This window comes from Streptomyces cinereoruber (assembly GCF_009299385.1).
Classification (GTDB): domain Bacteria; phylum Actinomycetota; class Actinomycetes; order Streptomycetales; family Streptomycetaceae; genus Streptomyces; species Streptomyces bikiniensis.
Window position 1 is genome coordinate 7,483,025 of record NZ_CP023693.1, and the last position, 24,691, is coordinate 7,507,715.

General features: G+C 66.9%; 22 protein-coding genes and 5 pseudogenes. 16 read left to right on the forward strand and 11 right to left on the reverse strand.

The window, feature by feature from the left end; genetic code table 11:
• Positions 1–6: 6 nt before the first annotated feature.
• Entirely contained in the window at positions 7–441 is a 435-nt protein-coding gene (locus CP977_RS33730; RefSeq protein WP_152371435.1) for a RapZ C-terminal domain-containing protein, read from the forward strand.
• 85 nt (positions 442–526) lie between these two features.
• Positions 527–1,561: a magnesium and cobalt transport protein CorA gene (locus CP977_RS33735; RefSeq protein WP_152371436.1), complete on the forward strand. Its 1,035-nt coding sequence runs from the start codon at positions 527–529 to the stop codon at positions 1,559–1,561.
• 199 nt (positions 1,562–1,760) lie between these two features.
• On the opposite strand, the pseudogene CP977_RS33740 reads toward CP977_RS33735, so the two are convergent.
• A pseudogene (locus tag CP977_RS33740) lies at positions 1,761–2,232 on the reverse strand (diaminopimelate decarboxylase); the annotation flags it as partial.
• Positions 2,233–2,312: 80 nt separating this feature from the next.
• On the opposite strand from CP977_RS33740, the pseudogene CP977_RS35625 reads away from it, so the two are divergent.
• From CP977_RS35625 to CP977_RS34355, 3 genes and pseudogenes are all read left to right on the forward strand, one after another.
• Positions 2,313–2,464, forward strand: a pseudogene (locus CP977_RS35625) (transposase); the annotation flags it as partial.
• Positions 2,465–2,488: 24 nt separating this feature from the next.
• Positions 2,489–2,689, forward strand: a complete 201-nt coding sequence (locus CP977_RS35100; protein ID WP_229991519.1) for a hypothetical protein — start codon at positions 2,489–2,491, stop codon at positions 2,687–2,689.
• A 177-nt stretch (positions 2,690–2,866) separates the two neighbouring features.
• Complete coding sequence (locus tag CP977_RS34355) at positions 2,867–3,217, forward strand: hypothetical protein (RefSeq protein WP_167309007.1); 351 nt, start codon at positions 2,867–2,869, stop codon at positions 3,215–3,217.
• Between the two features lie 771 nt (positions 3,218–3,988).
• Here CP977_RS34355 and CP977_RS33755 read toward each other — a convergent pair.
• Positions 3,989–5,230 carry a hypothetical protein gene (locus CP977_RS33755; RefSeq protein ID WP_152371438.1) on the reverse strand — a complete coding sequence of 414 codons (1,242 nt, stop codon included), beginning with the start codon at positions 5,228–5,230 and terminating at the stop codon, positions 3,989–3,991.
• A gap of 577 nt (positions 5,231–5,807) precedes the next feature.
• A complete protein-coding gene (locus CP977_RS33760; protein ID WP_152371439.1) occupies positions 5,808–6,737 on the reverse strand; it encodes a LysR substrate-binding domain-containing protein in 930 nt (309 codons plus the stop codon).
• A gap of 79 nt (positions 6,738–6,816) precedes the next feature.
• On the opposite strand from CP977_RS33760, the gene CP977_RS33765 reads away from it, so the two are divergent.
• Complete coding sequence (locus CP977_RS33765; RefSeq protein ID WP_167538852.1) at positions 6,817–7,554, forward strand: SCO6745 family protein; 738 nt, start codon at positions 6,817–6,819, stop codon at positions 7,552–7,554.
• Between the two features lie 51 nt (positions 7,555–7,605).
• On the forward strand, positions 7,606–8,208 hold the full coding sequence (locus tag CP977_RS33770) for a gamma carbonic anhydrase family protein (protein ID WP_152371441.1): 603 nt from the start codon (positions 7,606–7,608) through the stop codon (positions 8,206–8,208).
• Positions 8,209–8,471: 263 nt separating this feature from the next.
• On the opposite strand, the gene CP977_RS33775 is transcribed toward CP977_RS33770, so the two are convergent.
• Both CP977_RS33775 and CP977_RS34360 read right to left on the reverse strand, forming a co-directional pair.
• The gene (locus CP977_RS33775) at positions 8,472–9,032 is read right to left on the reverse strand and encodes a CchlQ (protein ID WP_152371442.1); all 561 of its coding nucleotides are present in this window, start codon (positions 9,030–9,032) and stop codon (positions 8,472–8,474) included.
• A 549-nt stretch (positions 9,033–9,581) separates the two neighbouring features.
• The gene (locus tag CP977_RS34360; RefSeq protein WP_244412644.1) at positions 9,582–10,322 is read right to left on the reverse strand and encodes a transposase family protein; all 741 of its coding nucleotides are present in this window, start codon (positions 10,320–10,322) and stop codon (positions 9,582–9,584) included.
• Positions 10,323–10,516: 194 nt separating this feature from the next.
• Between CP977_RS34360 and CP977_RS33785 the strand changes: the two genes are divergently transcribed.
• Positions 10,517–10,843 (forward strand): hypothetical protein, encoded by a 327-nt coding sequence (locus CP977_RS33785; RefSeq protein ID WP_152371443.1) that lies wholly within the window; start codon positions 10,517–10,519, stop codon positions 10,841–10,843.
• 353 nt (positions 10,844–11,196) lie between these two features.
• Here CP977_RS33785 and CP977_RS33790 read toward each other — a convergent pair.
• A protein-coding gene (locus CP977_RS33790; protein WP_152371444.1) for an IS3 family transposase occupies positions 11,197–12,407 on the reverse strand; the annotation gives its coding sequence in 2 pieces (ribosomal slippage) (positions 11,197–12,116 and positions 12,116–12,407; 1,212 coding nt in all).
• Positions 12,408–12,476: 69 nt separating this feature from the next.
• Between CP977_RS33790 and CP977_RS35105 the strand changes: the two are divergent.
• A pseudogene (locus tag CP977_RS35105) lies at positions 12,477–12,578 on the forward strand (IS5 family transposase); the annotation flags it as partial.
• Positions 12,579–12,802: 224 nt separating this feature from the next.
• On the opposite strand, the gene CP977_RS33800 reads toward CP977_RS35105, so the two are convergent.
• The 3 genes from CP977_RS33800 to CP977_RS35295 all read right to left on the reverse strand — a co-directional run bounded on the left by CP977_RS33800 (position 12,803) and on the right by CP977_RS35295 (position 15,200).
• Positions 12,803–13,849, reverse strand: coding sequence for an SGNH/GDSL hydrolase family protein (locus tag CP977_RS33800; protein ID WP_152371445.1), 1,047 nt, complete (start codon positions 13,847–13,849; stop codon positions 12,803–12,805).
• A gap of 278 nt (positions 13,850–14,127) precedes the next feature.
• Positions 14,128–14,718 (reverse strand): IS630 family transposase, encoded by a 591-nt coding sequence (locus CP977_RS35290; RefSeq protein WP_152371446.1) that lies wholly within the window; start codon positions 14,716–14,718, stop codon positions 14,128–14,130.
• Entirely contained in the window at positions 14,715–15,200 is a 486-nt protein-coding gene (locus CP977_RS35295; protein ID WP_152371447.1) for an IS630 family transposase, read from the reverse strand. The genes CP977_RS35290 and CP977_RS35295 overlap by 4 nt, the downstream gene beginning before the upstream one ends.
• A gap of 731 nt (positions 15,201–15,931) precedes the next feature.
• On the opposite strand from CP977_RS35295, the gene CP977_RS33815 reads away from it, so the two are divergent.
• The 4 genes from CP977_RS33815 (at position 15,932) to CP977_RS33830 (ending at position 18,255) form a co-directional block, all read left to right on the forward strand.
• Positions 15,932–16,639, forward strand: coding sequence for an IS6 family transposase (locus CP977_RS33815; protein ID WP_152371718.1), 708 nt, complete (start codon positions 15,932–15,934; stop codon positions 16,637–16,639).
• A gap of 117 nt (positions 16,640–16,756) precedes the next feature.
• Complete coding sequence (locus CP977_RS33820) at positions 16,757–17,116, forward strand: hypothetical protein (protein WP_152371448.1); 360 nt, start codon at positions 16,757–16,759, stop codon at positions 17,114–17,116.
• 49 nt (positions 17,117–17,165) lie between these two features.
• Positions 17,166–17,972 (forward strand): IS5 family transposase, encoded by an 807-nt coding sequence (locus CP977_RS33825; RefSeq protein ID WP_152371449.1) that lies wholly within the window; start codon positions 17,166–17,168, stop codon positions 17,970–17,972.
• A 67-nt stretch (positions 17,973–18,039) separates the two neighbouring features.
• Positions 18,040–18,255, forward strand: a complete 216-nt coding sequence (locus tag CP977_RS33830; RefSeq protein ID WP_152371450.1) for a hypothetical protein — start codon at positions 18,040–18,042, stop codon at positions 18,253–18,255.
• 413 nt (positions 18,256–18,668) lie between these two features.
• On the opposite strand, the gene CP977_RS33835 is transcribed toward CP977_RS33830, so the two are convergent.
• Both CP977_RS33835 and CP977_RS33840 read right to left on the reverse strand, forming a co-directional pair.
• Positions 18,669–19,433, reverse strand: a complete 765-nt coding sequence (locus CP977_RS33835) for an IS5 family transposase (RefSeq protein ID WP_152371451.1) — start codon at positions 19,431–19,433, stop codon at positions 18,669–18,671.
• Positions 19,434–19,540: 107 nt separating this feature from the next.
• A complete protein-coding gene (locus CP977_RS33840) occupies positions 19,541–20,764 on the reverse strand; it encodes an eCIS core domain-containing protein (RefSeq protein ID WP_152369317.1) in 1,224 nt (407 codons plus the stop codon).
• 238 nt (positions 20,765–21,002) lie between these two features.
• Here CP977_RS33840 and CP977_RS33845 point away from each other — a divergent pair.
• The 3 genes and pseudogenes from CP977_RS33845 (at position 21,003) to CP977_RS33860 (ending at position 24,465) form a co-directional block, all read left to right on the forward strand.
• Positions 21,003–22,211: pseudogene (locus tag CP977_RS33845) on the forward strand (IS3 family transposase).
• A gap of 486 nt (positions 22,212–22,697) precedes the next feature.
• Positions 22,698–22,892, forward strand: a complete 195-nt coding sequence (locus CP977_RS33850; RefSeq protein ID WP_152369316.1) for a hypothetical protein — start codon at positions 22,698–22,700, stop codon at positions 22,890–22,892.
• 702 nt (positions 22,893–23,594) lie between these two features.
• Positions 23,595–24,465: pseudogene (locus tag CP977_RS33860) on the forward strand (IS5 family transposase).
• Positions 24,466–24,691 lie beyond the last annotated feature (226 nt).

Here is a 24,691-nt window from a genome sequence, read left to right on the forward strand (position 1 = left end):
GGGGACATGCAGACCACCCACCTTCCCGGGCGCGGCCTGGTCGCCGCCGTCATCTCCTCGATCGGCATCTGTTACCACGGCGCCCACGCCCTCGTCACAGACCGCCTCTACCTCGACCTCGGCCGCGTCCTGCGCAACCCAGCCGACGACCCGACGATGCGCTACCGTACCGGCCTGGACGACGACGTCTACGCCCACGTCCTCAAAACTCCCGGCGCCCTGACCCTGATCAACCGGACCGCCGTCCAGCTCCGCGCCCTGGCCGACGAGGTGTCCATGGGTCGCCTGGTCCGGCTCACGGTGGCGTGTCAAGGAGGCCGTCACCGGAGTGTCGCGGCGGTCGAGACGGTCGGTCGGCTCGTCTGGGAGGCGTGGGGCGGCGCGTATGGAGCTGGTATTGAGCACCACTACGCCGACCATCCCGGCCGGCCTCGACGGTGAACCTCGATCGCCCGCCGTTGAGGCCGGGCATCTGTCCGGCGGGTAGGTTGCCCCCTGATACGGGAACGAGTGGAACGAGGGGTCAATGACACAGCAAAATGGCGAGGAAGAGGGGGTCCTGCCTTCGTCGGTGGTGGACTGTGCGCTGTATGAGGACGGTCACCGGATTCCCGGGCAGGCGAGCCTGGAGGCGATCAAGAAGCGGATGGACCCGCAGACCGGGCGGTTCGCGTGGATCGGTCTGTACGAGCCCACTGCGGAGCAGTTGCAGGAGGTCGCCGACGCCTTCGGCCTGCATCCCCTGGCGGTGGAGGACGCCGTTCACGCCCATCAGCGTCCCAAGCTGGAGCGCTACGGCGACATGCTGTTCCTGGTGCTGAAGACGATCGTCTACGTCGACCACGAGGAGATCACCGCGACCAGCGAGATCGTCGACACGGGCGAGATCATGGTCTTCGCCGGCCCCGGCTATGCCGTCACCGTCCGGCACGGCAGCGCGCCGCCGCTGGAGGGTGTGCGCCGTCTGCTTCAGGAAGACCCCCAGCATCTGGGCTGCGGTCCCGCCGCCGTCCTGCACGCGGTGGCCGACATGGTCGTCGACCGCTACGTCGATGTCGCCGACGCCTTCGCCGGCGACGTCGACACCCTGGAAGCCGAGGTCTTTTCCCCTGACACCCCCGTCGACGCCGCACGCATCTACCAGCTCAAGCGGGAACTGCTGGAGTTCAAACGTGCCGTCATGCCCCTCACCACCTCACTGCAGCGTCTCGGCGACGGCTCCGTACAGGGCATCCCGCCGAAGGTGGCCACCTACCTCCGGGACGTCGCCGACCACCACCAGCGCGTCATCGAACAGGTCCTGTCCTTCGACGAACTGATCACGGGCATGCTCACCGCCAGCATCGCCCAGCTCGGCGTCCAGCAGAACGCCGACATGCGCCGCATCAGCGCCTGGGCCGCCCTCATCGCCGTCCCCACCATGATCGTCGGAATCTACGGCATGAACTTCGAGTACATGCCCGAACTCACCTCCCCCTACGGCTATCCCGCCGTCTGGCTGACCATGATCACGGTATGCACGGTCGTCTATCGTGCGCTCCGCCGCAACAAGTGGCTCTGACCGGCGTTGCCGTCAAAACGGTTTTACCCGATGCCGACGGCGCCGGTCTCGTGAAAGAAGGGCCACGCGGCAGACCAGTCCTCGAAGCCGGTGTCCCTGATCGACACGGGGACAGCAGAGGGGCTGGCAGGACCGCCCCTCGCGCGATGGCGCCCCGTCTCACCCCGGCCCCTTCGCAGGCGGGGCCAAGGAGGCGATCTCACTTCCCGGTGTCCCTGCTTCGGAAGTCCCCCGGCGTCTCCCGCCGCAGCAGTACCCGGGCCGTGCCGTCATGGGCCGCCACGACGGCGGGCGGCCGACGAGGTTGTACCCGCAGGCCATGGACAGGTGGTGGGCGACGGCCACCGGTACGACGAGCAGGCCGTCGGCCTCGCAGTGCCGGCCCACCCCGGTGACCGTACGGGCGGCCGTTGAGCGGCGGCAGACGAGACGGGGCGCGTAGCGCGCTCCGTACAGGGCGGGCGCGGGTTGTCGCTCATGCCGTCGTCCACAGCGGCGAACACCTTCTCGCTGGTGTGCTTGACGGCGAGCACCCGGTACAGGGCGATCCCGGCGGGCCCGGCCACAGCCCGTTCGGGCTCGACGAGGAGCCGGGGGAGGGGCAGCCGGGCGGCGGCGCAGCCCTCGGCGAGCTCCGCGCGCAGCCGCCGGACGAGGGTGGAGACATGCAGATCACACATCTCCCTGGGCGCGGCCTAGGTCGTTTCGTTTGGATCATCTGATCGTTGGTCTTGGTGTGCCATTGACTGACGTGCAGTGGGCGCGGATCGAGCCGTTGTTGCCAGACCGGACGCCGCAGCGGGGTGGCCGGTGGCGGGATCACCGTGAGGTGATCGATGCGATTGCCTGGAGTTCCAGACCGGATCGCAGTGGGTCCACCTGCCCGAGAAGTACGGGAACTGGAGGGGCGTCTACAACAGGCTGCGGATGTGGGCCATCGACGGCACCTGGGAGCGGGTGTTCACCGCACTCATCGCACAGGCCGATGCCGAGGAAGACCTTGGCCGGGCCGTCTCGGTCGACTCCACTGCCGTGCGCGCGCATCAGCACGCAGCCGGGGCCTGCAAAAAGGGGCCCCGGCCGACGAGCCCGATGACAATGCCATCGGCCGGTCTCGTGATGGACTGACCACGAAGACATCTCATGTCGCTGGAGGTCAACTCGGTGGGTAATGGCGTCACGTCCAGCCCCAGCGGTCGGAGGTAATGGGCCTGGCTTGTCGGAGCCGCCCGATAGCATCGCCCCGCGTCATAAGGCGGACACCAGAGAGGACCGAACATACAGATCGCTGGCGTTGAGTTTCGGGTGAATCACCCGGTTCTGGCGCTGGGGTCGACCGACTGGCTGCCGGTGTTGGAGCTGGGAGGCGAGGCCGCAGTCGGGTGCGACACCCATGCGGCGGTCCGGGTTCAGGCTCAGGTGCAACTCATCAAGGTCCGGCTCTTCACCGAGCCGCTCGACGAGGGGCTGGGGCCGGATCCTTCCTTCACGACTGTTTTCGAGGGGCCGATCTCGTTGGCTGACGGACGCCTGGTCGTCGGTGATGTCATGGGTGCGATGTGCCGGCTTCATAACAGTGAGGCCGTGGCAGTGACGGGTAGACAAGAGAGGGATGTTCTTGCAGGTCTTTGGCCTACAGCGACGGCTGGTCACTGAAACGAAGTGGTGTTCGGTGTTCTGGTGGCTGACATGACGTGGTACATCCTCAAGCCGCCCGCTGTCATGTAGGCGGCACATCGCAGCCCTTAGCTTCCCGAACAGGCGCGGGCTCAGCCCGGTGAACGGGGCTATCCAGGACGGCTCCGACGCCGTGATCACACCAGGCACAGTGCATGGGACCATAACGGCCATGTCAGGTCAGGTCTTGGTATCCCTCATATCCTTGGGCGGTGTTGTCCTGACGACTGAGCTGTCCCAGTTGCCCGGCGGCCGTGCCCTGTACGACCCGCGTCCCGGTGAGCCGCCCGAACCGGACCCTGGGATCGCCTGCCGCTTCCACTGCACCGGCCACACCTCCTGCCCGGCGCGCTCGTGTGGACCTGACGGGCTGTCCGTCGACTCTGGCGCCGGGTGGTGCGGCACCGCGAGGATGGGCAAGACACTCAAGGACAGCCACAGGGGGAAGGGCGCTGATGGAGGACTTCTTCGCGAAGGTGGGCCGGTTCTGGCCTGCGGGCCGCCGTGATCTGCACTGGCACATCCTGCCAACTCCGACCGAGGCCGACGCCCTCATCGCTCCCTATCGGGGTGTAGGTTCTCAGATCCCGTGTCATTTTCTCAGTCGCGATGTCATGTGACTGGCCGAACTGACACGGGATTGAGAATCGCTGCCACTGCCGTCACTCATTCGGAAGGCCTTGCCTCAGGTCCGGCGTGGGCCCCTCACGCGGATGCGAACCTAGCGCTCGCGGAGGAGGCTGCCCACGTTCACTCGTTGGGGGAATCCGTTGCCAGCGGGATACCGCACCGCCAGCAGTCGTTCGCGTGGTCGTCCTGGCAGACGTAGCCGATGGCACCATCCACGCACCATTCGGCGGCCTCCTCGGACAGCAGGTCGGGCCCGGCAAGGAGCAGCCGACGAAATTCCGTGGTGTCCGCAATGTCGGCTGGGCGGTTGGTGAACCACTCGTCGAACCAAGGCTCGTCCCGGCGCATGCGCCAGTGCGCATTCTCCCGGTCGTTGACAGCCGCAAGGAAACGATCGACGATGCGCCCCCAACTCGGTGCTCCGAACCAGCCGTTGTCGAACGCGCAGAAGAATTCGATCAGGGTTCGCAGGCCGAACTCCCTCTCGCGAAGGCGGTACGTTCGTCCCCAAGCGATCGCGTCCTGTGCCATCTCCGCGAGTTCTTCGCGCGGATCAACCTCGTGTGCCGGGTCGTCAGGGTTGTGGCAGGCCAGCCCGAGTTCGAGCACGGACTGCCCGGTCGGTAGAACCCGGGACGGGTTGACGATCGCGAGACCGAGACCGATCCAGTCGACATGGTCGAACGACAGTATTGAGCGCACGAGCCGGGTGGTTGCCGTGTTGATCCGCATCATCGTGCCGTCGTGCAGCGGACTCTTCCCGGCATGCCAGTTCTCGACGGGTGTGTTGCGCCACACGGCGAGCGTGATGCGGGTGGCAGCGAGCCACAGCAGGGCGTCGTCGTCGAGGTGCCCGAACCGCTTGGCGCACTCCTGGGCGCCGTGGGTGATCAACTCTTCCGGTTTCGGCCACCTGTGGCTGTCGGGCTCTTCGGGCGCGTACTCGTAGTCGTCGGCGTACTCGTCGAGGATCGCGCTCAGCTCCGCAGCGCTGTGAGCCTCGCTGTACTCGGAGCCGTCCGGCCCCTCGACGGTGTACATGTCGTGGTCCCAGGAGACGAACACGTCGCCCCAGAGCACGACGTCATCGCACTCGTCGGCGGTGTCCGTCACAACCGGCCTGATGGTGATCGGGGCAGTACGCCCGTCGGTTCGCTCGTCGTCCTTCTTGGCGGCCCATGCGGTGATGACCCCGAGCGGCTTCGGAAGGAGAGGACCGACCTCGGTGATGCTGAACGGCTCGACGTCGTCCTCGGTGTCGAACCGGCTGTTGACGAACGCGACTGCCTCGGAGGGCGTGCTGACGATGGACTCGCTACCACTCTCGTTGTCAACTACACGCCACAACGCGCTGTTCTTCACGGTGCTCTCCGATCGCGGTGAGTGCACCCGGGGCGGGTGCGATGCGCCGGGTCGCTCGGCACTGACTCAGATTATGGGTTGATCACCCCGTCCATAGTCCCGCAGGCGCTTGTCGGTGGCGACGCTCGGGATGTTCGTGTGCAACCTTCTTTTCGCGACCGCAGCGACACAAACGAGATCACGCAAGGTGCAACGGCGTGTCCGCGCAACCTGCGCTGCACGTCAACTGGACAGCCTGAGGGAATGACACCGATCTGAGACAGCCGCCTGCCGACAGATCGTGAGACTCAAGGGAAATATACAGGTCACAGGGTCGGCGTCTGACACTGAAGTTGAGACCCTACAGGAGCTGTAGGGTCTCAAAATTCGCGGCACAGTCTCAGCCGCAATGGCACCGCTTCGGCACTTGTGCCATCCATCTGAGATTCGCGGGGCGAGTGCCTCGCCTGCCGGGTGACTCTGCGCGAGGCTGGCACCGTCGCGGTTGCCGGGCTGGCGCCGTGGTCACCAGGGCGGCTGCCAAGGACCGATGGGCGGGCGTCTTGGCCCTGTTCGCCCGTTGCGTCCTGTCCTGTTTTCAGGTCGGCGGGAGGTGCGTGGTGCGCTCCTGCCGCGCTGCTGTGCGGAGCGCCGCGATGACGGCTGCGGTCGTCGGGTTGGTCGTTTCGGTTCGGCGGGTCGCGGCGAACAGAAAGCGCTGGATCGGGTTGTCCCCGATGGGGGCCGCGCGGATTCCTGGCGTGGCCGGGTCGATGGCCGTCCGGGGGACGAGCGCGGTGGCGAGGCCGGACCGGGCGAGGGTGAGCTGGGCGGCGATGTCAGCGGTGACGTAGCGGGGCGTGGGGGTGAAGCCGGCCTGCTGGCAGGCTTGCAGGATGGCCTGTCCGCAGTCCGTGGTCGGCGGTGGCACGACGAGGTGGTCCGTGGCCAGTTCACGCAGGCCGACGGGCCGTCCGTCGGAGCCGCTGACGGCTCCGTCGGTGGCGGTGACGACGAGCAGCGGGTCGTCGAGCAGCGGCGAGACCGCGATGCTCTTGGGCGTGGTCTCCGGCATGTGGTGGTAGTGCTGCCCCAGCACCACGTCGACGGTGCCGAGTGTGAGTTCGCGCAGTTGGGCCTGGTCGGTGACGAGACAGGTCACGGCGAGCTGCGGATGGTCCGTGCCCAGCGCGGTGAGCGCGGGGGCCACGATCCTGGCGACGGTCGACGGCAGCGCGGCGAGCGTGGCGGTGGCGCCGATCGTGCCCTTGACCGCCGCGACGGCGCATTCGGCTTCCTCCATGGCGGCGAGGATCCGGTCGGCGTGTTCGAGGAGGACGCGGCCCGCCTCCGTGAGCGCTACGGTCCGCCCGTCAGGACGCAGGAGATCAACCCCGACGTCGTGTCTCAGCGCGGCCAGCTGCTGGGACACGGCACCGGCGGACAGCGCCAGCGACTGGGCGGCCGCGGTGATGGAGCCACGGGCAGCGACGGTCCTGAGCATGTGCAGACGGCGGATATCCAGCATGACTCGATAGTTTACCTAAATGGTTCCATCAGAAATCATCCCCTTGACCTGCTGAGTCGGAGTGAGCGACCTTCTGCGCATGGAGATCTTCGACTGCATCGCCGCCGTGGCCAGGCCGGTCCACGACTTCGGTGACGAGTTCATGTCCGACGACGCGACCGCCGCCATCGGCCTGCGCGCTGGGTTCTCCCCGGGGCGCGGCTTCTACTGCCGCGGCCGGTTCGGGGTGCTCGGCGAGGCGCCGGCCTCGGTGGTCCAGGCGGTGCAGGGGTTCCTCGGCCCTGATCTCGTCGCCACCGGCTGGCGGGACGGCCGGCCCGTTATGCCGGCGGAGGAGGCCGTCGCCTGTTACGCGGAGGCCGTCCGGACGTGGGGGCGCGCCTTCATTCCCGCCGACGCAGATGTGGAGCACTTCAACTGCCTGGCGCAGCAGCTGATCGACGCCGCCGACGCCGACGCGCTGCCCCTGTTCGCCGGCTGGCGAGCGCAGCCCGTGCCCGGCGACGATCCGGTCGGAGCGGCGATGCAGCGCATCCACGTCCTGCGGGAACACCGCGGCGCCTGCCATCTCGCGGCGGTACGCCTGTCCGGGCTGAGCGCCCGGGAGGCGATGGTCGTCAACCTCGGCGTCGAGCAGGCGACCCACTACGGCTGGCGCGAGCCGGGTCCGGTCGCCGCGGCCCTGATTCCCCATCGGCAGCGCGCCGAGCGGCTCACGGACGAGCTGCAGGCGCCGCTCTACGCCATGCTGACCGCCCGGCAGCGTGCCGATTTCGCCAGGCTGGTCGACGCGTTGACCGGCGCCCGGCCCTCGTAACCGTATATCGCAGACACTGGCAGGCATACGAAAGGACGGCTGATCGCGGCCATGCTTCTCACTCACGAGGGCCGTTCGCCCTCCGTCCACCCCACGGCCTATGTCGCTCCGAACGCCACGCTGTGCGGGGACGTGCGCGTGGGAGCCGGGTGCCGGGTGCTGTTCGGCGCCGTGCTCACCGCCGAGAACGGGCCGGTGGAACTGGGAGAAGGCTGCATCGTCATGGAGAACGCGGTCCTGCGTGGCACCCGACGGGATCCGCTGGTCCTGGGGCGGCAGGTCCTGGTGGGCCCCACCTCCTACCTGACCGGCTGCCGGGTCGAGGACGAGGTCTTCCTGGCCACCGGCAGCCGCATCTTCAACGGAGCACGGATCGGGACCCGCTCCGAGGTACGGATCAACGGCATCGTGCACCTGCGCACGGTCCTGCCCGCCGACTCGACGGTGCCGATCGGCTGGGTCGCCGTCGGCGACCCAGCGCGCATCCTCCCGCCGGAGGACCACAACGGGATCTGGGAAGTGCAGAAGGAGCTCGACTTCCCCGGCTACGTGTTCGGCCTGGACCGACCCGGCGAAGGCCAGAGCCTGATGCCGGCCATCTCCGAACGCTTCGGCCGCAGCCTCGGCCGCCACAGCGACGACCATCAGATCTGAGCCCCGCTTGGAGCGCGAGGGGCCAGGGTTGAAGAACACCTGGTGAGCGGACACCACAAGGAAGTGCCACGTTCGTGAGACTGAACGGCTGTGCCATCGACCTGAGACAGCGGAAGAGTGGCTTCGTTCACTTCAAACGGTTCTGGCTCACTTTCCGTGATGTGCGCACCGTGGGTGACGGTTGAAACTGCTCCTGCTGTTCGAAGAGACGGTGCTCCGACTGGAGGAGCTGTTGTTCCCCGCGGATCGTGGCCGGGGCGGGGTCAATGCCGCTCGGGCGCCGTGTCCGTCCCGCGCTGCCCGCACTGCGGGCAGCGCTCGCGGCCGTCCCATGCGGACCAGCCGAAGTCGGCCGGGGTGAGGGCGTGGCCCTCCAGCTCGTTGCGGACGGCCTCGCGGTAGGCCCAGACCGCGTCCAGGTAGGGGTGGTAGATGTCGTGGAACGCGAGGGAGGAGATGCCAGCGCCCGCGGCGACCGTCCTTCGGAGAGCCCGGAGGTGTTCGAACATGGTCTGGCCCGTTCTCGCGATCCGGGCGCTGGCGTCGAGGAAGAGGCGCTCGCGCACCTCGTAGATGCGGGCGTCCGTCAGAGCCAGGCGGCTTGCTTCCTCCAGGACGGTCGCCTCGGCGCCGCTCTGCGCGAGGCGGCGCAGTTCGGTGTGGGCCGCGCCCGCCGCCGTGATGAACTCCGTGTAGACGTCCCGGCGGCGCGCCTGAAGACCGCGGCGGTGTTCCTGACGAGTGCGCAGGCGATCGGCCAGCACCGTGCCCGCTATCGCGATCAGACCGCCGCCCAGTGTGGCGACCAGCGTTCCCCACTCCATAACGTGTCCCCCAGTCGGTGTTCCGGAAGGGCATGCCCCACGCCGTCCCGTCCAGCAGATCATGCCCGACGGCCGGAGCCGGCCGAGTACACCTCGACTCAGATATCCGGCCGGGCCGGCCACCGGCTTCACACCCAGTCAGCCCTTCACGGAAAGTGAGCCCGAACCTGAAATGGTGAACATCTGCTGTCCGTTCTCGGTTCTGGCACAGATCTTGGGGAGCTGTCGCGGAGCGTTATCTGGGGTGTTCGGTTGTGAGGAGTCGGACTCGTGCGGGACGGCGTACGCCATGTCGCTGACAGCCGGAAGTGACGCTCCTTCAGGTTCCTCCCGTTCGCCGCTGTGGTCAGCAGTGAGTTGCCGCCAACTTGAAGTCGCAGGTCAAGGGGCTGGTGTGATCCGTCTTCGGAGTACTCGTGCTGGGCGTGGGCGGAAGCCCACGGAGAAGATCATCCGTCAGCGGTTGACCTCGAGGTTCGTCAGAACGAGCAGGGCGCGCAGGAGTCGGGTGGCGCGGGTGGGGTCGGTGCGGAGTTTGGTGAGAATCCGCTAGTTCTTGAGGTGGGCGAAGCCGTGCTCGACCGGTGCGCGTCCCACGGCGAGGACGCGGTTAGCCTCCTTCTGGCCCGGGGTGAGCTTGTGGGTGCGGCTGGCGGCGTAGCCGGTGACGATCACGGGGTCGAGGATGTTGTTGTCCAGGCCGCGGAAGCCGAGGTCCGCGAGAGCCCCGAGGCCGGCGGTGCCCAGGTGGGTCAGGATGTGGTCGTGGCGGGTGGCGGTGTTGTCGTGGGTGCGCCCGGGCCGGGCGGCGGATATCCAGATCAGGCGGCCCCTTTCGTCGGTCAGGGTGAGGAAGTGCAGGCCATGGCTGCGGTGCTTGCCGGAATAGTTCCGCCGGTCAGCACTCTCGGTGCGACGCTGGGTTCGGATGAGGGTGCCGTCGATCAGGACCACCTCCCCGCCCTGCTTGGCGATCTTCCTCAGGGCGCGGTCCAGGCGCGGCGCCTGGACGGCAAGCAGCCCGATCAGCTCGTCGCGCCAGCGGCGGACGGTGGACTCGGACACGTCGTTGCCGCCAGCCATGTCAGCCAGGCGCTGGTCGTGGCGCAGTATGGCCAGGACGATCACGGCGATCTTTCCTGGCGGCAGGATCCGCCACCGGGACCGAATGGCCTTCAGGTGGCGCCTGAGTAGATCTGCGAGGTGGTTGATGGTGCGCGTGGACAGCGACAGGCGGCACTGGTAGACAAGCTGGCAGGTGTCCTCGGCAAGCTCTTTGGTATTCGTCACACGATTGCAACGGTGCTCGGGGGCACCCGGGTTACGCCCGTGCGGAGCCGCTCTGAGCGGCCGTGTTGCTGGTCATAGGCGGGTGGTGAACCGGCCGTCGGGCTGCTTCCGCAGCCAGCCGCGATCGACGAGTCTGACCAGCTTGCTGTGTAGAGGCCGCCATAGGCATGATCCTTACGGTCCCGGACCCCACCGTGAACCTTCGCAAGGTCCTCTTCAAGGCTCGAATCGACAAAATCAAGGCGCTTCTTGCTCCGCCTCCTGGGAGTTCTCAGGACGTCGACCTCAAGGCCATCGACGAGGCCCGCTTGCGACGCAACCGCATCGTCCACGCGCCGGTCGTCACGATCTTCAACTACACGCCCTACCTGACTGGGAGCGACGACTGGGTATCCGTCCTGACCGTCCAGGGAGAGGACGAGGTCGACCTTGGCATCCTCTGGGACGACCTCGCGCTTCAGCAGAACGCGATGCGAGCCGCCGTCCGCCTTTGGGCCGACGTCACCGGCCAGATGCCCTAGCGGGCCGGGATCTGTAGGGCCACTGACCAGCCATGGGGATCTAGTTGGCGTCGGGCTGCATCTCGTCGGTGAGGATCATGATGTCCACGGTATCTGGTACCCCCAGGTCGGGGGCGGCCCCGCTGATCGCGGCATCCTCAAATGGCGGGCCTGTGGACAGAGCCCGGCCGCCCGAGAGGAGAACTCCCCTCCTCCGGGTTGATGAGACTTTGATCCGCACTTGGCCACGTTGATTTCCAGTTGGCCGGAAACGATTCGCGATCGAACTCGTTGGCGTCTCGCGGTTATCCACCAGTTGGCCTGGACCACTGACTGGTGCCCGGCCGGGCCTTGACCCCGGATTCTGAACACGTCTATGCGGCTTGGGCCATGGTAGTTGCTGCTGCTTGGAAGTCGTTCTCGTAGGCGATCGGGGACCGCTGACCGAGGTGGGAGTGTCGGCGTCGGGTGTTGTATCGGGTCAGCCAGCGGAAGGCGTCGAGTCGCGCCTCACGCTCGTTCGACCAGCCTTTGCGGCCCTTGAGTGTCTCTCTCTTGAAGGCGGCGTTGAAGCTTTCCGCGACGGCGTTGTCCGCGCTGGACCCGACCGCGCTCATGCTCTGGTGCACCCCTGTTGACCTGCAGATTTCAGCGAAGGCTCTGCTCGTGTATTGCGAGCCGTGATCGGTGTGCATCACCGCTCCGGCTAGGCTCCCGCGGGTCCGCTCGGCTGCCGCCAGGGCGTCGATCACGAGCTCGGTTCGCATGTGGTCGGCGATCGCCCACCCGGCCAGGCGGCGTGAGGCGAGGTCGATGACGGTCGCGAGGTAGAGCGGCTTCGTGCCGCTGACCGGCAGATACGTGATGTCGCCGACGTACTTCGTGTTTACCGCGGCCGCGGTGAAATCACGGCCGATCAGGTCCGGCGCCTTCGGCTCCGCCTGGTCCGCGACGGTGGTGCGGTGCCGGCGGCGCAGACGGACTCCCTCGAGCCCGAGGCTCCGCATGATCCTCGCGACGTGCTTGTGGTTCACCGCCGGGCCGCCCTCGTCGCGGAGTTCGGCGGTGATCCTGGGGGCTCCATAGGTGCCGTCGGAGTCTTGGTGGACCTTGTGTATCCGTGCTGCGAGTCGGGCCTCGACGTTCTGCCGGGCCGTCCGCGCGGCCGCGGTGTGGCGCCAGTAGTAGAAGCTCGAGCGGGAGAGGCCGAGAATGTCGCAGAGCCGCTCCACGCCGTGACGGCGGTGGTGGTCGTCAACGAACTGGCAGCGGTTCACCAGCGCGTCTCCGTCGCGAAATACCGGGCCGCCTCACGGAGAATGTCGCGTTCCTCCTCCAGCTCGCGGATCCTTTTCCGTGCCGCGGCCAGCTCCGCCTGAACGTCGCCACCGCCCGCCTGCACAGCGGCCGGCGGTGCAGAGTGGACACCGGGGCGGCGCCCGTCGGCGGCCCGGATCCAGTTCCGCAGCGTCTCGGTGTTCGCCCCGAGATCGGCGGCGACCGACTTGATCGTCGCTCCCGGCCTCGACCGGTACAACGCGACCGCGTCCGCCTTGAACTCGGCGGGATAGTGCTTCATCCCCACAGGGACTCCGTTCTCCTGGACCATCAAGATCCAAGTCTTTCCGGTGTCCAAAATCCGGGGTCAAGGCCCAACCGCCTCAAGAGGAACCGTGCTGTCGCCACGCGGTACGACAAGCTCGCGGTCCGCTACGAAGCGACCGTGCTCATCGCGGGTATGGGTGAGTGGCTGTGATCGGCGGAACGCGCGCTGGGTACTTCCCCTCTGGTAGAGGCGGGGAAGCGAGCATCGGGTCGACCAGGTCACGGGGCCTGATCGCGCCTCGCTAGCTCGGGGCGGGCGGCTGGAAGTGCCCCGGCTGCCGAGGAGCGATGCTCCTTTCTCTGGGCGACCGGCACGCCCCGGGCGCCGTTGTTCACGGAGCGCCGGGGCCCGGGATCGTCACAGTGGTGTGACGGTCAGCGTTCGAGGAGAGAGATGCGGATGGCGCGCTCGACGTGGGCGGCGGTGTTGGCGTGGCCCTGGGCGTTGGGGTGCACCAGGGTGGCGCGCTTGTTGATGAGGCCGCAGTTCAGGATGGTGCCGGGAAGACTGGCGGGCCAGTAGTCCGCGGCGTCACCGCAGATTCCCTCGACCCACTTCTCCTCGGCGGGCTGGCATGCGTCGTGGCCGACGCTGGAGGAGTACACGTCGACGTAGCGGTCGCCGAAGAACTGCGTGACCTGCTGGATCGTCTTGTTGAGCGGGATGAGGGCGTTCTCGCGCAGCCAGTCGACGTCGGCGTGCTTGATCGAGCCCAGCTCGGTCAGGGCGGGGCGGTTGCACGTGCTGCCCTCCGCGGGCAGGACGGCCGGGTAGCCGACCGTGATCACCTTGGCGTTGGGCGCGGCCTCGTGCACCTTGGCCAGCATCTCGACGTACTCGTCCTGGACCCGGGCGAGCTTGTCCTGGATGCCCTCCTCGCCCTCGGGCGGGTTGGTGTAGTACTCCTGGCAGGTCTTGCCGGGGATCGCACCCAGTTGCAGGCACTTGAGGAGCATGCCGCCGAACGGCAGGCTGTTCCCGCCGACGCCGATGGTGACGACGTCGGTCTCCTCGCTCAGCTTGGCCCGCTTGATCTGCGTGTCCACCGCGGACCACCCCTCGGCGGGGGGCTGGACCGGGCTGACGGGCGTCTGCCTGGTCTCGGCGATGTCGGCGATGGTGGCGTTGCCGCAGCTGACGTTGGTCAGCCGGACGTACTTGCCCGGCGGGAACTCCTCCAGCTCCCGGGCGACGACACCCGGGTAGGCGTCGCTGGTGCGGTCACAGCCGTCACGGGACTCATCGCCGAGCGCGGGAAGCGGCTCCCCGACGAAGCCGCCGGCGGTGTACGAGTCGCCCAGGGCGGCCCACTGATACTGGTCAGCCGCACCGGCGGAACCCGAGGGCACGAGCGCGGATGCCGCCAGCGCGAGTCCTACGGCCAGAGCTCGCGTGCGCAGGCGGGAGACAGGGTGTCGCATGGATCCTCCAGAATCTGCGGAAGACGACCCGGGACCGGAACGCGCCCCAGGCCGGAAGGCACCTCGGCCAAGATCATCCAGGCGATTCTGTAACCCCCTCACAGGAATCGGACCTACAACCCCCGATCGAGCTAAATGATCAGATCTTTCCGCCGCCACCTGCCGCCGCCCACTCCACCCCGCCCGAGGTGCCAACCCCGACTACGCCCACGCAAGATCACTTTCGACACACGCCCTACGGGTCGAGAGCCGGAACCCCGTTGCTCCACGACCATGTCCTACTGATCTTTTCGTAAGTTCGGTGGGTGTGGTGGGTGGATGGTCAGGCCGGTGTGGGTGAGGAATGACCACGGCAGTTGAGGGTTGGTGTTGATGCGGTGGATGCCTTGTTCGGTGGCGTCGGCGACGTCCGCGAGGTGGTCGCCGGCGAGGTTGGCGAGCTCGCGTTTCTTGAGCGAGGACCACAGCAGTTCTACCGGGTTCAGTTCGGGCGCGTAGGCGGGTAATCGCTCGAGTGTGAGCCAGTCCTGTTCGGCGACCCAGGCCCGCATCGTCCGGCTCCAGTGGGCGGACAGGCCGTCCCACACGAGGACGACTTTTTCGCCGCGGTAGAAAATCTTCATCTGCTCCAGGACCTCGATGAGCCCGGCGGTGTCGTAGCTGCCGGGCTTGAGGTGAAAGCACAGGCGGGCCCCACGGTCGGGGTCGGTGGAGTGGTAGCCCAGTGCCCCGGCCATCGACGCGCGCTTCCAGTTCAGGCGGTGCCGCAACAGCGGGGTGCGGCCCCGGGGCGCGTAGGTGCGACGGACCTGCGGAAGGAGCGAGACGCCTGATTCGTCGAGGAAGACGATCCAGGCACGTGTGTTCACGACCCCTTTTTGATGCGCGGCCACTCATGCGCGATCCAGCGGGCGATCTCGGACTCGTCGCGCTCCACCGCACGCCGTTCGGGACGCTGCAGACTCCAGCCGAGCCGGCCGGTCAGTAACCGCCACACCGAGGCCCGCGACAAGGTCACTCCCGTCACCCGCTCGACGACCAGGCCGACCCGCTCCAGCGTCCACAGATCGGCCTCGAAACCATGCGCCTGGGCACCTTGTTCAAGTGCGGCCCGCACCCGCTCGACCTGGGCATCGTCCAGCTTGGGCGGACGACCACTGGCCGGACGCCGACGCAACCCGTCAGCCCCGCCCTTCTCCCAGACGCGTCTCCACCGCCGTACGCTCTCCTCGCTGACGTCCAGCATCCGCGCGATCTCGGCACCCGAACGTCCCTGGTCGAACAACTCGGCCGCCCGCACACGCCGGGCCTCGGCCAACTGAGGAACCACGGGCGAAGGCTTGAAAGACACGCCATGAGGATCCCACCAACGACGTCATCGCACCCACGGAACTAAAGAAAAGATCAGTAAGGGCTGTCCCGTAACTCCAGATACCGCCTGCCAGTGTCCGGTTCGACCTGCATGGCCCGGCTCCAGATGAGGCCGCGAGTCGGTGCGTAACCGGACAAATGGGTCTGCTTGTGGTGACGTGCCGGCCCGCACCCTGAGTTACGGGACAGCCCTTAGCACCGTGCCTTGCACGGACTTCTTGTGGATCATGTAGGTCCCTCCCCGGCATCGTAAAACCAGGCGAGCGTATACGACTTGGCTGGGCTCACGGTTTCCGGCGGCAACCCTGCACGGCGAACAGCCCGGGGGACGAGGACCCCGACTGGCCAGGGGCTGCCCGGGCAAGCACGACCGCTGGGGGCGGATCTGCGTCCTGGGCTACGGCCACGAGGCCGCGTTGGAGGAACCGCACTGGGGCCGCAACGGCGAAGGGCAGCCGATCGTGTGGGTGGTCAGCGCACCTGACGGCTGGTGAGTCCACCAGGCCGCTCCGTCCCACGAGCGGGAAGAGGCCCGGGCGTACGACGCGTCCGGGGCCCTTCGCCGTCTGGGGCCGACGGCGTCGCACTGCAGGGGTCTGCACGCACCTCCGTGCGATGCCGCAGCTCAGAGGGTGTTGTCAGGTTGAGTGGGGCTCTTCTCCAGTGACATGATCATCTGCCTGGTCGGATCCTGGAGGGCTGTTCGTGGATATGGTGTCGTACCGCGGGTTCCGGTTCCCACCGGAGGTCATCTCTCATTGTGTGTGGCTGTACCACCGGTTCGGTCTGAGCCTGCGGGATGTCGAGGAGCTGATGCTCGAGCGCGGCATTGAGGTGAGTCACGAGATGATCCATCAGTGGACACGCCGGTTCGGCCCCGCCTACGCGGCCGCCTTACGCCGGCGCCACCCGCGGCCGGGCGGCAAATGGCATCTCGACGAGGTTTTCGTCAAGATCCAGGGTGTGCGGAAGTACCTGTGGCGGGCCGTCGACCAGCACGGGAATGTCCTGGACATCCTCCTGCAGAACCGCCGGGACACCGCCGCGGCCAGGCGTTTCTTCCGGAAACCGCTGAAGAAGACCCGGACCGTGCCCCGCGTGATCGTCACGGACAAGCTCGCGTCCTACGGCGCTGCCCACCGCACCGTGATGCCCTCGGTCGAGCACCGTTCCCACAAGGGCCTCAACAACCGGGCCGAGGTCTCCCACCAGCCGACCCGGCGACGGGAACGGGCGATGAAGGGCTTCCGCTCGATGGGCGCGGCTCAGAGGTTCCTCGGCGCGTTCAGCGAGATCTCGCCGCACTTCCGGCCCCGACGCCACCTCATGACGGCCACCCGCTACCGCACCGAGATGATCATCCGCTTCGCCATCTGGGACCAGATCACCGGCACCACCGGCCGGCCCGTCACGGCCTGAACTACAGCCACCACGGCCCAGCACACCCCGGACCGGCCCACCTCGCCCACGGCTCACTCAACCTGACAATGCCCAGTGGGCCTATCCGGTGGCCGCGCTCTAGCAGCCTCCGCCGTCGTGAACGCCGGAGTCGGTGCCGGATTCTCCTGGGCGGTCAACGAAGCACACTGCCAGCCCACAGGCCCCTGGGACCTACTGATTGGCGCCGCAGGCGGGAGCAGTAGCAGCCTCATCGGGCCGGCCTTCGGCTGGATGAAGAATCGACTCTTCCAGCCGCGAATCACCGTCTCCGCGCACAGCGACGACGCGTTGAAGGGATACGCCTTCCGAGGCCTGCGAAGCGACGAGGATCCGCCGCAGGGGCTCAAAGCATCAGGCAGCAACCCCGACATTGAGGCATGGCGACATGTCGTCCAGGACAACGATTCGCCGTGGATCTCACTGAACCTTTTTCATCCTGCCATTGAAGGGCTATAAGGCCTGGTCAGCTGGGGTGGTGACGTGGCAGAGCCCCCGGTCGTTGGCGGTGTTGATTCCACTCGACACTGCCGACAGCCCGGGGGCTCTGTTGGTTCCGTATCCTGCCATGCTCAACGTCTCGTACGAGCTGGTCGAGCATGTTTCCTGGCTGATCTACGCTCGAAGGCGTGAACTGAACTCGCCGTGGAGACGGCTCGGTTGCTTCAAGCAGGCACTCCTCGCGCTGGCTCACCTACGGAAGAACGAGACGTTTGCCCAGCTCGCGGCCGGCTTCGGCGTCTCGACCACGACAGCCTGGCGCTACGTCGACGAGACTCTCGACGTCCTCGCGGCGTGGGCACCGGGCTTGCACGAGGCTCTGACCGGCCTGGGCGAGGGCGACCACGTGATCGTCGACGGCACCCTGATCCCCATCGACCGCATCGCCGCCGACGAGCCGTACTACTCCATGAAACACCGTCGGCACGGCATGAACGTGCAGGTCATTGCCCGCCCCGACGGCACACCCCTGTGGTTCTCCCGCGCGACGCCGGGACGCACCCACGATCTGACCGCAGCCCGGGCCCACGGCATCGTCCAGGCCTGCCTCACCCGGCAGATCCTTGTCCTGGCCGATCGCGCCTACCAGGGCGCCGGCGCCACCGTCCGCACCCCGTACAAGAACCACCGCGAACAACCCGAGCAATACCAGCAGTTCAACCGAGACCACGCCCGCCTGAGAACTCCCGGCGAACGCGCCTTCGCGCAGCTGAAGTCCTGGCGCATCCTCCGCCGCGCCCGATGCTCCACCCGCCGCATCGGCACCATCGTCCAAGCCGTCCACACCCTGCTGACCTGCAACTATTTAGGATGAAAACGGCTCACTGACGCGTGACCCGAAGGTCGCCTGGAAATACAGTGGTGAGGGTGAAAAGGAAATCGTGGCTGTTGACCTGTCAAAGGTGGACTCCGAGATGGTCGATGCGGCTGCTTATCTTCACGTGCCGCATGAGTTCTATAATTTCGCCAAGGATGCCGCGTGGCGCGATAAGGAAATTCTCGTCAAGTTCAACGTGCCGGCCCAGGCCATCGTGAAGCGTTGGCCCGCAGGAACAAGCTTCGATACGATTCTGAGGGACATAGCGGGACTCAACTAGTCCAAACAGGGTGGGCGGGATGGGCTCAGCTTGCGGGGCGAGCCCATCCCGCCGTTCCAGCGATCCAAACGACTACGCAAAAAGGAGTGCTCAGTGTCGACGCGCGTTTGGGATCTAAGGGTCGAAGGGTCGACCATTGGTTCCCTCCGTCTCTTGGAAATTGACCAGCCGTGGTTCCGATGTGAATTCATCGAAGGCGAGGGATGGTCTCGAGTTGAAGGGCTTTTCGAGGCTCAGGCCGAGGCTGTCGACGCTGGGGACTCGGATCGGATGATGGAGGCCATTGGTGCTGTAAGGAGTCTTCGGCTTGAGCTTCATCCTGAAGGCGGCGGGGAGTTGATTACTCCGGTCATGCTTCAAATTAGAGACGGAAAGGCGAATTTTCGATATTAAGGACTGAGTCTTTTCCATCCTCACCCTGAGCTGGTCAGATGAAGGGTGAGGACGGCCTGGACGAGGCTGGTGATCCGGGTGGTCGAGCATCGCAGTTTGCGGAGGAGTCGCCAGGACTTGAGGGTGGCGACGGCCTGCTCGACGAGGGCCCGGATCTTCGCGTGGGACCGGTTCACCGTCTGCTGGCCTGCGGAGAGGGTCTCCCACCGTCCCCAGCACGGGATGCGGACCGTGCCGCCGGCACCTCGGTATCCCTTGTCGGCCCAGCACGGGATACCGGCCTTGGCGAGGGCGCCGACGATGCCGTGTTCACGGGCCGCGCGGATGTCGTGGACGGCGCCGGGCAGGGCCTGTGACGCCCACAACAGCCGGCCGAAAGGATCGGCGATGACCTGCACGTTCATCCCGTGCCTCTTGTGTTTACCGGAGTAGAACGGCCGGTCCGCGGCGATACGGTCGATCGGCAGGAGCGTGCCGTCCAGGATCAGATACGCCTTCGCCGGCGCGGTCCACACCGCGTCGGCCAGGCTGGGGGCGAGAGCGGCCAGGAGCTCGACCGCCTCGGTGACGTAGCGGTAGGCCGTCGTGGTGCCGATGCCGAACCCGGCCGCGAGCTGGGCGTAGGTGTGGCCCATCCGTAGATGGGCGAGGGTGAGCAGGGCCTGGCGGCCGGCGCTCAGGCGCCGCCACCGGGAGCCGATCGCGCGGCGGTGGCGCCGCAACTGCTGCGTGAGGAAGCGGAGGGCGGAGCTGGACACGTCGACGCCCGACGGGTAGACAAGCACGTGAAGCCTCTGGTGGAGACGGTTCTCTTGGTCGAAAACCCATCTACCAGGGGCTTCACCACGTCGTCAGCCCAACTGTCCTACTCCAGAACCAGGTTGGAAAAGGCTCACTGCGGTGCGCGGGCTGCTGACACGGCACTGAGCAGGGCTGAGAAGGTGTCCGTCATCGCATCCTTCGTTTCCTTCGACCATCTCTCGAACGCCCTTCTCGGCTGATGACTGTTTTGATAGTTCCAGGCATCCTGGTCCATCGCGCGGTCCAGAATGGTGTGTGACAGCCCCACCAGGCGGCTCCACCCTCCGGTCGGGTCACCTGCAAGTGCGTCCGTCATAGCAGCACGTATTTGTTGGATGTACTGTGAATAGCTAGTGGCGTTCGCCGAGTTCCCTTGACCTGCTGGCGCGGCACGGAACTGGGCGTTATCGCGCAGTTCCCCGAGTCGGGCGGCCCGCTGACGCAATGTGGCAATTGCGGTATTGAGAGCGCTCGATGGGGGCGCTTCCTGTTCCAACCTGTTGGCAAGTTCCACAGCCAAGGCATTGAAGGCGTTGAATACGTGCTCGCCCTGAGCCGATGCCGTGTCAGCGAGCACGAGCGGCTCGGCAGTGGCGAGGTCTTCACCGACATTGCCCCGCCCGGGGTCCGCGGCGAACAGGCGCTGAATCGCGGCAGGTTCCCCCACGGCCCCCGCCGCATGGAGCGTAGGGGAATCGCGTGTCACCCGGGTATGGGTGGGCGCAGCAGACGACATGACGCGGGTTGCATTGACTTCGGCTTCGCGTTCGTACCGGTCAGAGGGGTCGGAGACCTTGAGGCCATCTCCGGTATCGGTACCGGCGACGGGACCCTTGCGTTGCTGGATGACGTGGGTGAGCTCGTGCGCGAGCGTGTGCTTGTCGGCGCCGCCCTCACCAATGACGACGTGGCTGCCGGAGGTGTAGGCACGGGCGCCGACCTCAGCGGCGGAGGCCCGGGCGGCGGAGTCGTCGTGGACGCGGACGTCGGAGAAGTCGGCACCGAGGCGCGCTTCCATGTCGGTGCGGGTGGCGTCGTCGAGGGGATGTCCGGAGGTGCGCAGCACATCGTGGACGGCGGAGCGCTGTACCGAGGGTTGCTCGGCCTGTGTGTTCTGCTGGTGTCCGCAGCCGGCTGAGTGCTGGTGCTGTTCCTGGGCCCAGGGGTGGCCCGCCTGGCGCAGGAGCTGGACCAGCGCGCTGTTCCCGGCGGTGCGTTGGATGTGAAGTGCTTCGGACGCGGGGAGAGGGGCTCGCGTCGCCGTGTGCTGGTGTCGGTGTTCGGAGTCCTGAGACCGGTCGGCTTCGCGAGCCATGGAGAGGGCGCCTTTCCCTGGGACAGTCGGGTTTCACTCCACGACACCGCTTTAACCCGGCCGCAGGAATGCCTCAGCGGACAGGAGGGAGGGCAGCGGTCGCTGCCCAAGCGTCCCTGGCGCGAAGCACCGGGGCGGTCTGCGTGTCGCGGGGTCCGGGGCGCATCGGGATTGAGGCTGATCCTTTGGAGTGGACACCCTGACAATGGATCTTGATGGTCCAGGGAGGGATGTCCAGGTGGGACGCAGGTCTCCGTATCCGGAAGAGTTCAGGAAGGACGCGGTCGCGCTCTACCGTGCCGCCGCCGGGAAGAGGACCTACGCGGCGGTGGCTGCGGATCTCGGCATCACCACGGAGTCGCTGCGGACGTGGATACGCAAGGACGAGGCCCAGGCCGTGGCCCGGACGCCGTGACACGGGTGGCGAGGCGGAGGAGCTGGCCTGGCTGCGGGCGGAGAACGCCCGGCTGCTGAAGGCCGAGAAAGAATGGCACCTCGAGCGCGAGATCCTTCGCCGGGCGGCCGCGTATTTCGCTCGGGAGGTGAAGTGATCCCTCGCCGCTGGGACTTTATCTCCGACAACCGCGCCGACTTCGGCGTCAAGCGGATCTGCCCGGTGCTCGGGGTGTCCCGCGCCGGCTTCTACCGCCATCTGGCCACCGGGCAGGCTCGCGCCGAGTGCCAGGCAGAGGAGAAGCGGACCGTGGCCGAGATCCGCGCCATCCACGCCGAGCACGATGGCGCCTATGGTGCCCCGCGCGTCCATGCCGAGCTGCGGGTGAGAGGACGGCGGATCAACCGCAAACGCGTGACCCGGCTGATGCGGGTCAACCACATCGTCGGCCGGCACCTGCGGAAGAAGAAGCGGACGACGATCGCGGACAAGGCCGCGCCGCCCGTGCCGGACCTGGTGATGCGCGACTTCACAGCCGACACCCTCAACACCAGGTGGTGCGGTGACATCACCTACACAGCCGTCGGTACGACCTGGCTCTATCTCGCCACGGTGATCGACATCTGCTCGAGGCGCGTGGTGGGCTGGTCAATCGCCGGTCACATGCGGACCTCGCTGGTCACCGACGCGATCGAGATGGCCGTGGCCGTCCGCTGCGGCCGGGTGGACGGCGTCGTCTTCCGCACCGACAGAGGTGCCCAGTACAACGCGGCCACCTTCACCGACGTCTGCCGCCGGCACGGCATCCGCCGCAGCATGGGCCGGATCGGCTCGAGTTACGACAATGCCCTGGCCAAGTCGTTCTTCCAGAGCCTCAAACGAGAACTGCTTCACGGAAGACGCTGGACCTTGAAGGCGCAGACACGGCTTGAGGTGTTCCGCTGGCTGTCGTACTACAACAGGCGCCGTCGGCATTCCGCTCTCGGATACCTCACACCAGCCGAGTTCGAACAACAACTGATCACGTCACGTACGCTGTCACTCGCCGCATGAAACCCGGTGTCCACTCCCCGGGATCAACCTCAAAAGTCCCCTCGCCCCCGAGCGGCCGTCACCGTGCCGCGGTTTTCCAGGAACGCGAACGCCGCGGCGCATCCGGCCGGCGCGGTGGGAACTCGGCGTCGGCGACGTGGCCGCCCCGGTCGATGATGAGGGAACGTGGATCGTGTCCGCATGGGAGTCCACTCCACCGGACACCGCGTCCAGCGCGGTGTCGGCGTGATCGTCCCTGTCGTCCTGCCGGCTTCCTCCCTGGCCGGAGGTGACACCGGCCGGGCGGGACGGACAGGACATCAAGGGGACTTCTGCCACGTTCCTGTCAGGTCGTGTCCCACCTGACCGAAGCCATGGAGAACGGGTCCCGACGACCGGACAGGAGAGTCGCAGGACAGCCCGGCAGGACGTCGGTCAGACCCTGGGACACGACCACCGGAACCCGCTACGAGTATCGATGTCGGACCTTCGGTCTATCGTCCTCGTATGGACATGAACAATCCGCAAGACGTAGGTGCGGCGTTCGGCGCGATGATTCTCGGCGGCACGTTGAACGAGGAACCGCCGCCGCCGGACTCTCCCCTCGGTCGGGTACGTGCGTTCACCGCCCGGCACGGCGAGGACGCTCTGAGACCTGAGCACATCAGGGCCGCGCAGGAGGGGCGCCCCCTGCTTCCGTGAGATGGCGCCCTGCCGGGCACTCCGCGCGACGACGTGCATACCCACGAACACGCGTGGACGGCCCGACACGACGCTCGTACGGTCCGTAAGACCGCCTGACGGGACCGACAGACAAGAGGGTTTCGCACGGTACATGAAGAGCTGAACCCGCTCACCGGCCACGGACCTGCGAGTGAGGCGAAGCGGCTGCCTGAATGTCCACCGGACCGAGCAGGGAACGTTCGTCGTACAGGGCGACGTGTCCGACGTCTTCGCTCCACCGTCGGCGTTCCCGGCGAGAACCACTCGGTCGGGGAGTGCGCAGCCGCCCGGGACAGCGGCCGCGTCGCTCAGGTACCGGCGTCAACAGTGGGGACACCCGCGCTCACGGGACGTCAGGAGAAAGATCAGCGGGCATTCCGGATGCCCGGCCCACCAAGATCTTCTGGTGCAAGACCCGTGGCTCGACTCATTCTGAAACGATCAGCAAGGGGTCGTTTTCGCCTGAAATGCTATCTATAAGGCGTTACTTGGGGTGCTGGGTGGTGATGCTGGTGAGGCTGCCGGTATTGCTGCTCTTCGCCGGGCAGGTGAGGTTGCGGATGGGGCGGGGTTCGACGTGATCCTGTCTCATCCCAGGATGCCTGGTCTTCGCGGTCGTGTGCTTCAACTGCGGCTGCCGTGCGCCTGGGCGCATGCGGTTCGCGGCGGTAGGCCGGAAGCATGGCGAAGCGACGTGCGTATCCGAGTGATCTGTCCGATGCCCGCTGGGAGTTGATCGAGCCGGTCCTGTCCGCGTGGCGGCTCGAGCGCCGAAGCAGAGCCCTGCAGTTCGGCCGGCCGCCCGAGCACGACCTGCGCGACATCATGGACGCGATCTTGTATGTCGACCGTACCGGCGTGCAGTGGCGCTATCTTCCGCACGACTTCCCGCCCTGGAACACCGTCTTGCGGCTACTTCGCCAAATGGGCCGACGAGGGCGTGTTCGCGCAGCTCAACGGCCTACTGCGGCAACTGCTGCGGGAGAAGGAGGGCCGGAACGGCGAGCCTTCGGCGTGTGTGATCGACGCGCAGAGCGTCAAGACCTCCACCAGCGTTCCGGCATCGAGCCAGGGCATCGACGCCGGCAAGAAGATCGTCGGGAGGAAGCGGAGCATCGTCACGGACACGCTCGGACTCCTCCTCGCCGTACTGGTCACCGCGGCCGGCGTGCAGGACTCGGTGGCCGGTACCACGCTGCTCGACCAGGTCGCCGCCGACCACCCCCGGGTCCGCAAGGTGTGGGTCGACGGCGGCTACCGTCAGCACCTCGTCGAGCATGCCGCCACCCTCGGCATCGACATGGAGATCGCCGCCCGCAAGCCCGGGACCAGGGGTTTCACTCCGATTCCGAAGCGGTGGGCGGTGGAACGGACCTACGGATGGCTCATGCTCCACCGGCGCCTGGCCCGCGACTACGAAACCCTGCCCACCCGCTCCGAAGCCATGATCCACCTCGCGATGACCGGCCTCATGGCCCGCCGCCTCACCAGCGAGAACACCATCTCCTGGCGCGACCCGAAGAGCACCACAGAACACCCCATCACGGGATGAAACATCGGGCGAAAACGACCTCTAAGGGGTGAGAACAGCCTGGGTAGTTGCTCCCTCGCATCGGCAGAAATTCCCGTTGCCGGATCGTGACCGTACAGGCCGGGTCTTGTCCAGAAAGCTTGTACGAACGGCCCGATCCGCAAACTACTGTTCGGTAGCGCAGGGGGCGGGGGTCGTCGGACGACTCGTGCTCCAGGGGGACGTCCGGCGGTACGGGGGCTCTTTG

Bases quoted from the DNA above. Each gene is read 5' to 3' on its own strand.
- CP977_RS33730 (WP_152371435.1), top strand. From the start codon at position 7: ATGCAGACCACCCACCTTCCCGGGCGCGGCCTGGTCGCCGCCGTCATC.
- CP977_RS33735 (WP_152371436.1), top strand. From the start codon at position 527: ATGACACAGCAAAATGGCGAGGAAGAGGGGGTCCTGCCTTCGTCGGTG.
- CP977_RS35100 (WP_229991519.1), top strand. From the start codon at position 2,489: ATGTGGGCCATCGACGGCACCTGGGAGCGGGTGTTCACCGCACTCATC.
- CP977_RS33760 (WP_152371439.1), bottom strand. From the start codon at position 6,737: ATGCTGGATATCCGCCGTCTGCACATGCTCAGGACCGTCGCTGCCCGT.
- CP977_RS33765 (WP_167538852.1), top strand. From the start codon at position 6,817: ATGGAGATCTTCGACTGCATCGCCGCCGTGGCCAGGCCGGTCCACGAC.
- CP977_RS33770 (WP_152371441.1), top strand. From the start codon at position 7,606: ATGCTTCTCACTCACGAGGGCCGTTCGCCCTCCGTCCACCCCACGGCC.
- CP977_RS33775 (WP_152371442.1), bottom strand. From the start codon at position 9,032: ATGGAGTGGGGAACGCTGGTCGCCACACTGGGCGGCGGTCTGATCGCG.
- CP977_RS33800 (WP_152371445.1), bottom strand. From the start codon at position 13,849: ATGCGACACCCTGTCTCCCGCCTGCGCACGCGAGCTCTGGCCGTAGGA.
- CP977_RS33815 (WP_152371718.1), top strand. From the start codon at position 15,932: ATGGTGTCGTACCGCGGGTTCCGGTTCCCACCGGAGGTCATCTCTCAT.
- CP977_RS33840 (WP_152369317.1), bottom strand. From the start codon at position 20,764: ATGGCTCGCGAAGCCGACCGGTCTCAGGACTCCGAACACCGACACCAG.
- CP977_RS33850 (WP_152369316.1), top strand. From the start codon at position 22,698: ATGGACATGAACAATCCGCAAGACGTAGGTGCGGCGTTCGGCGCGATG.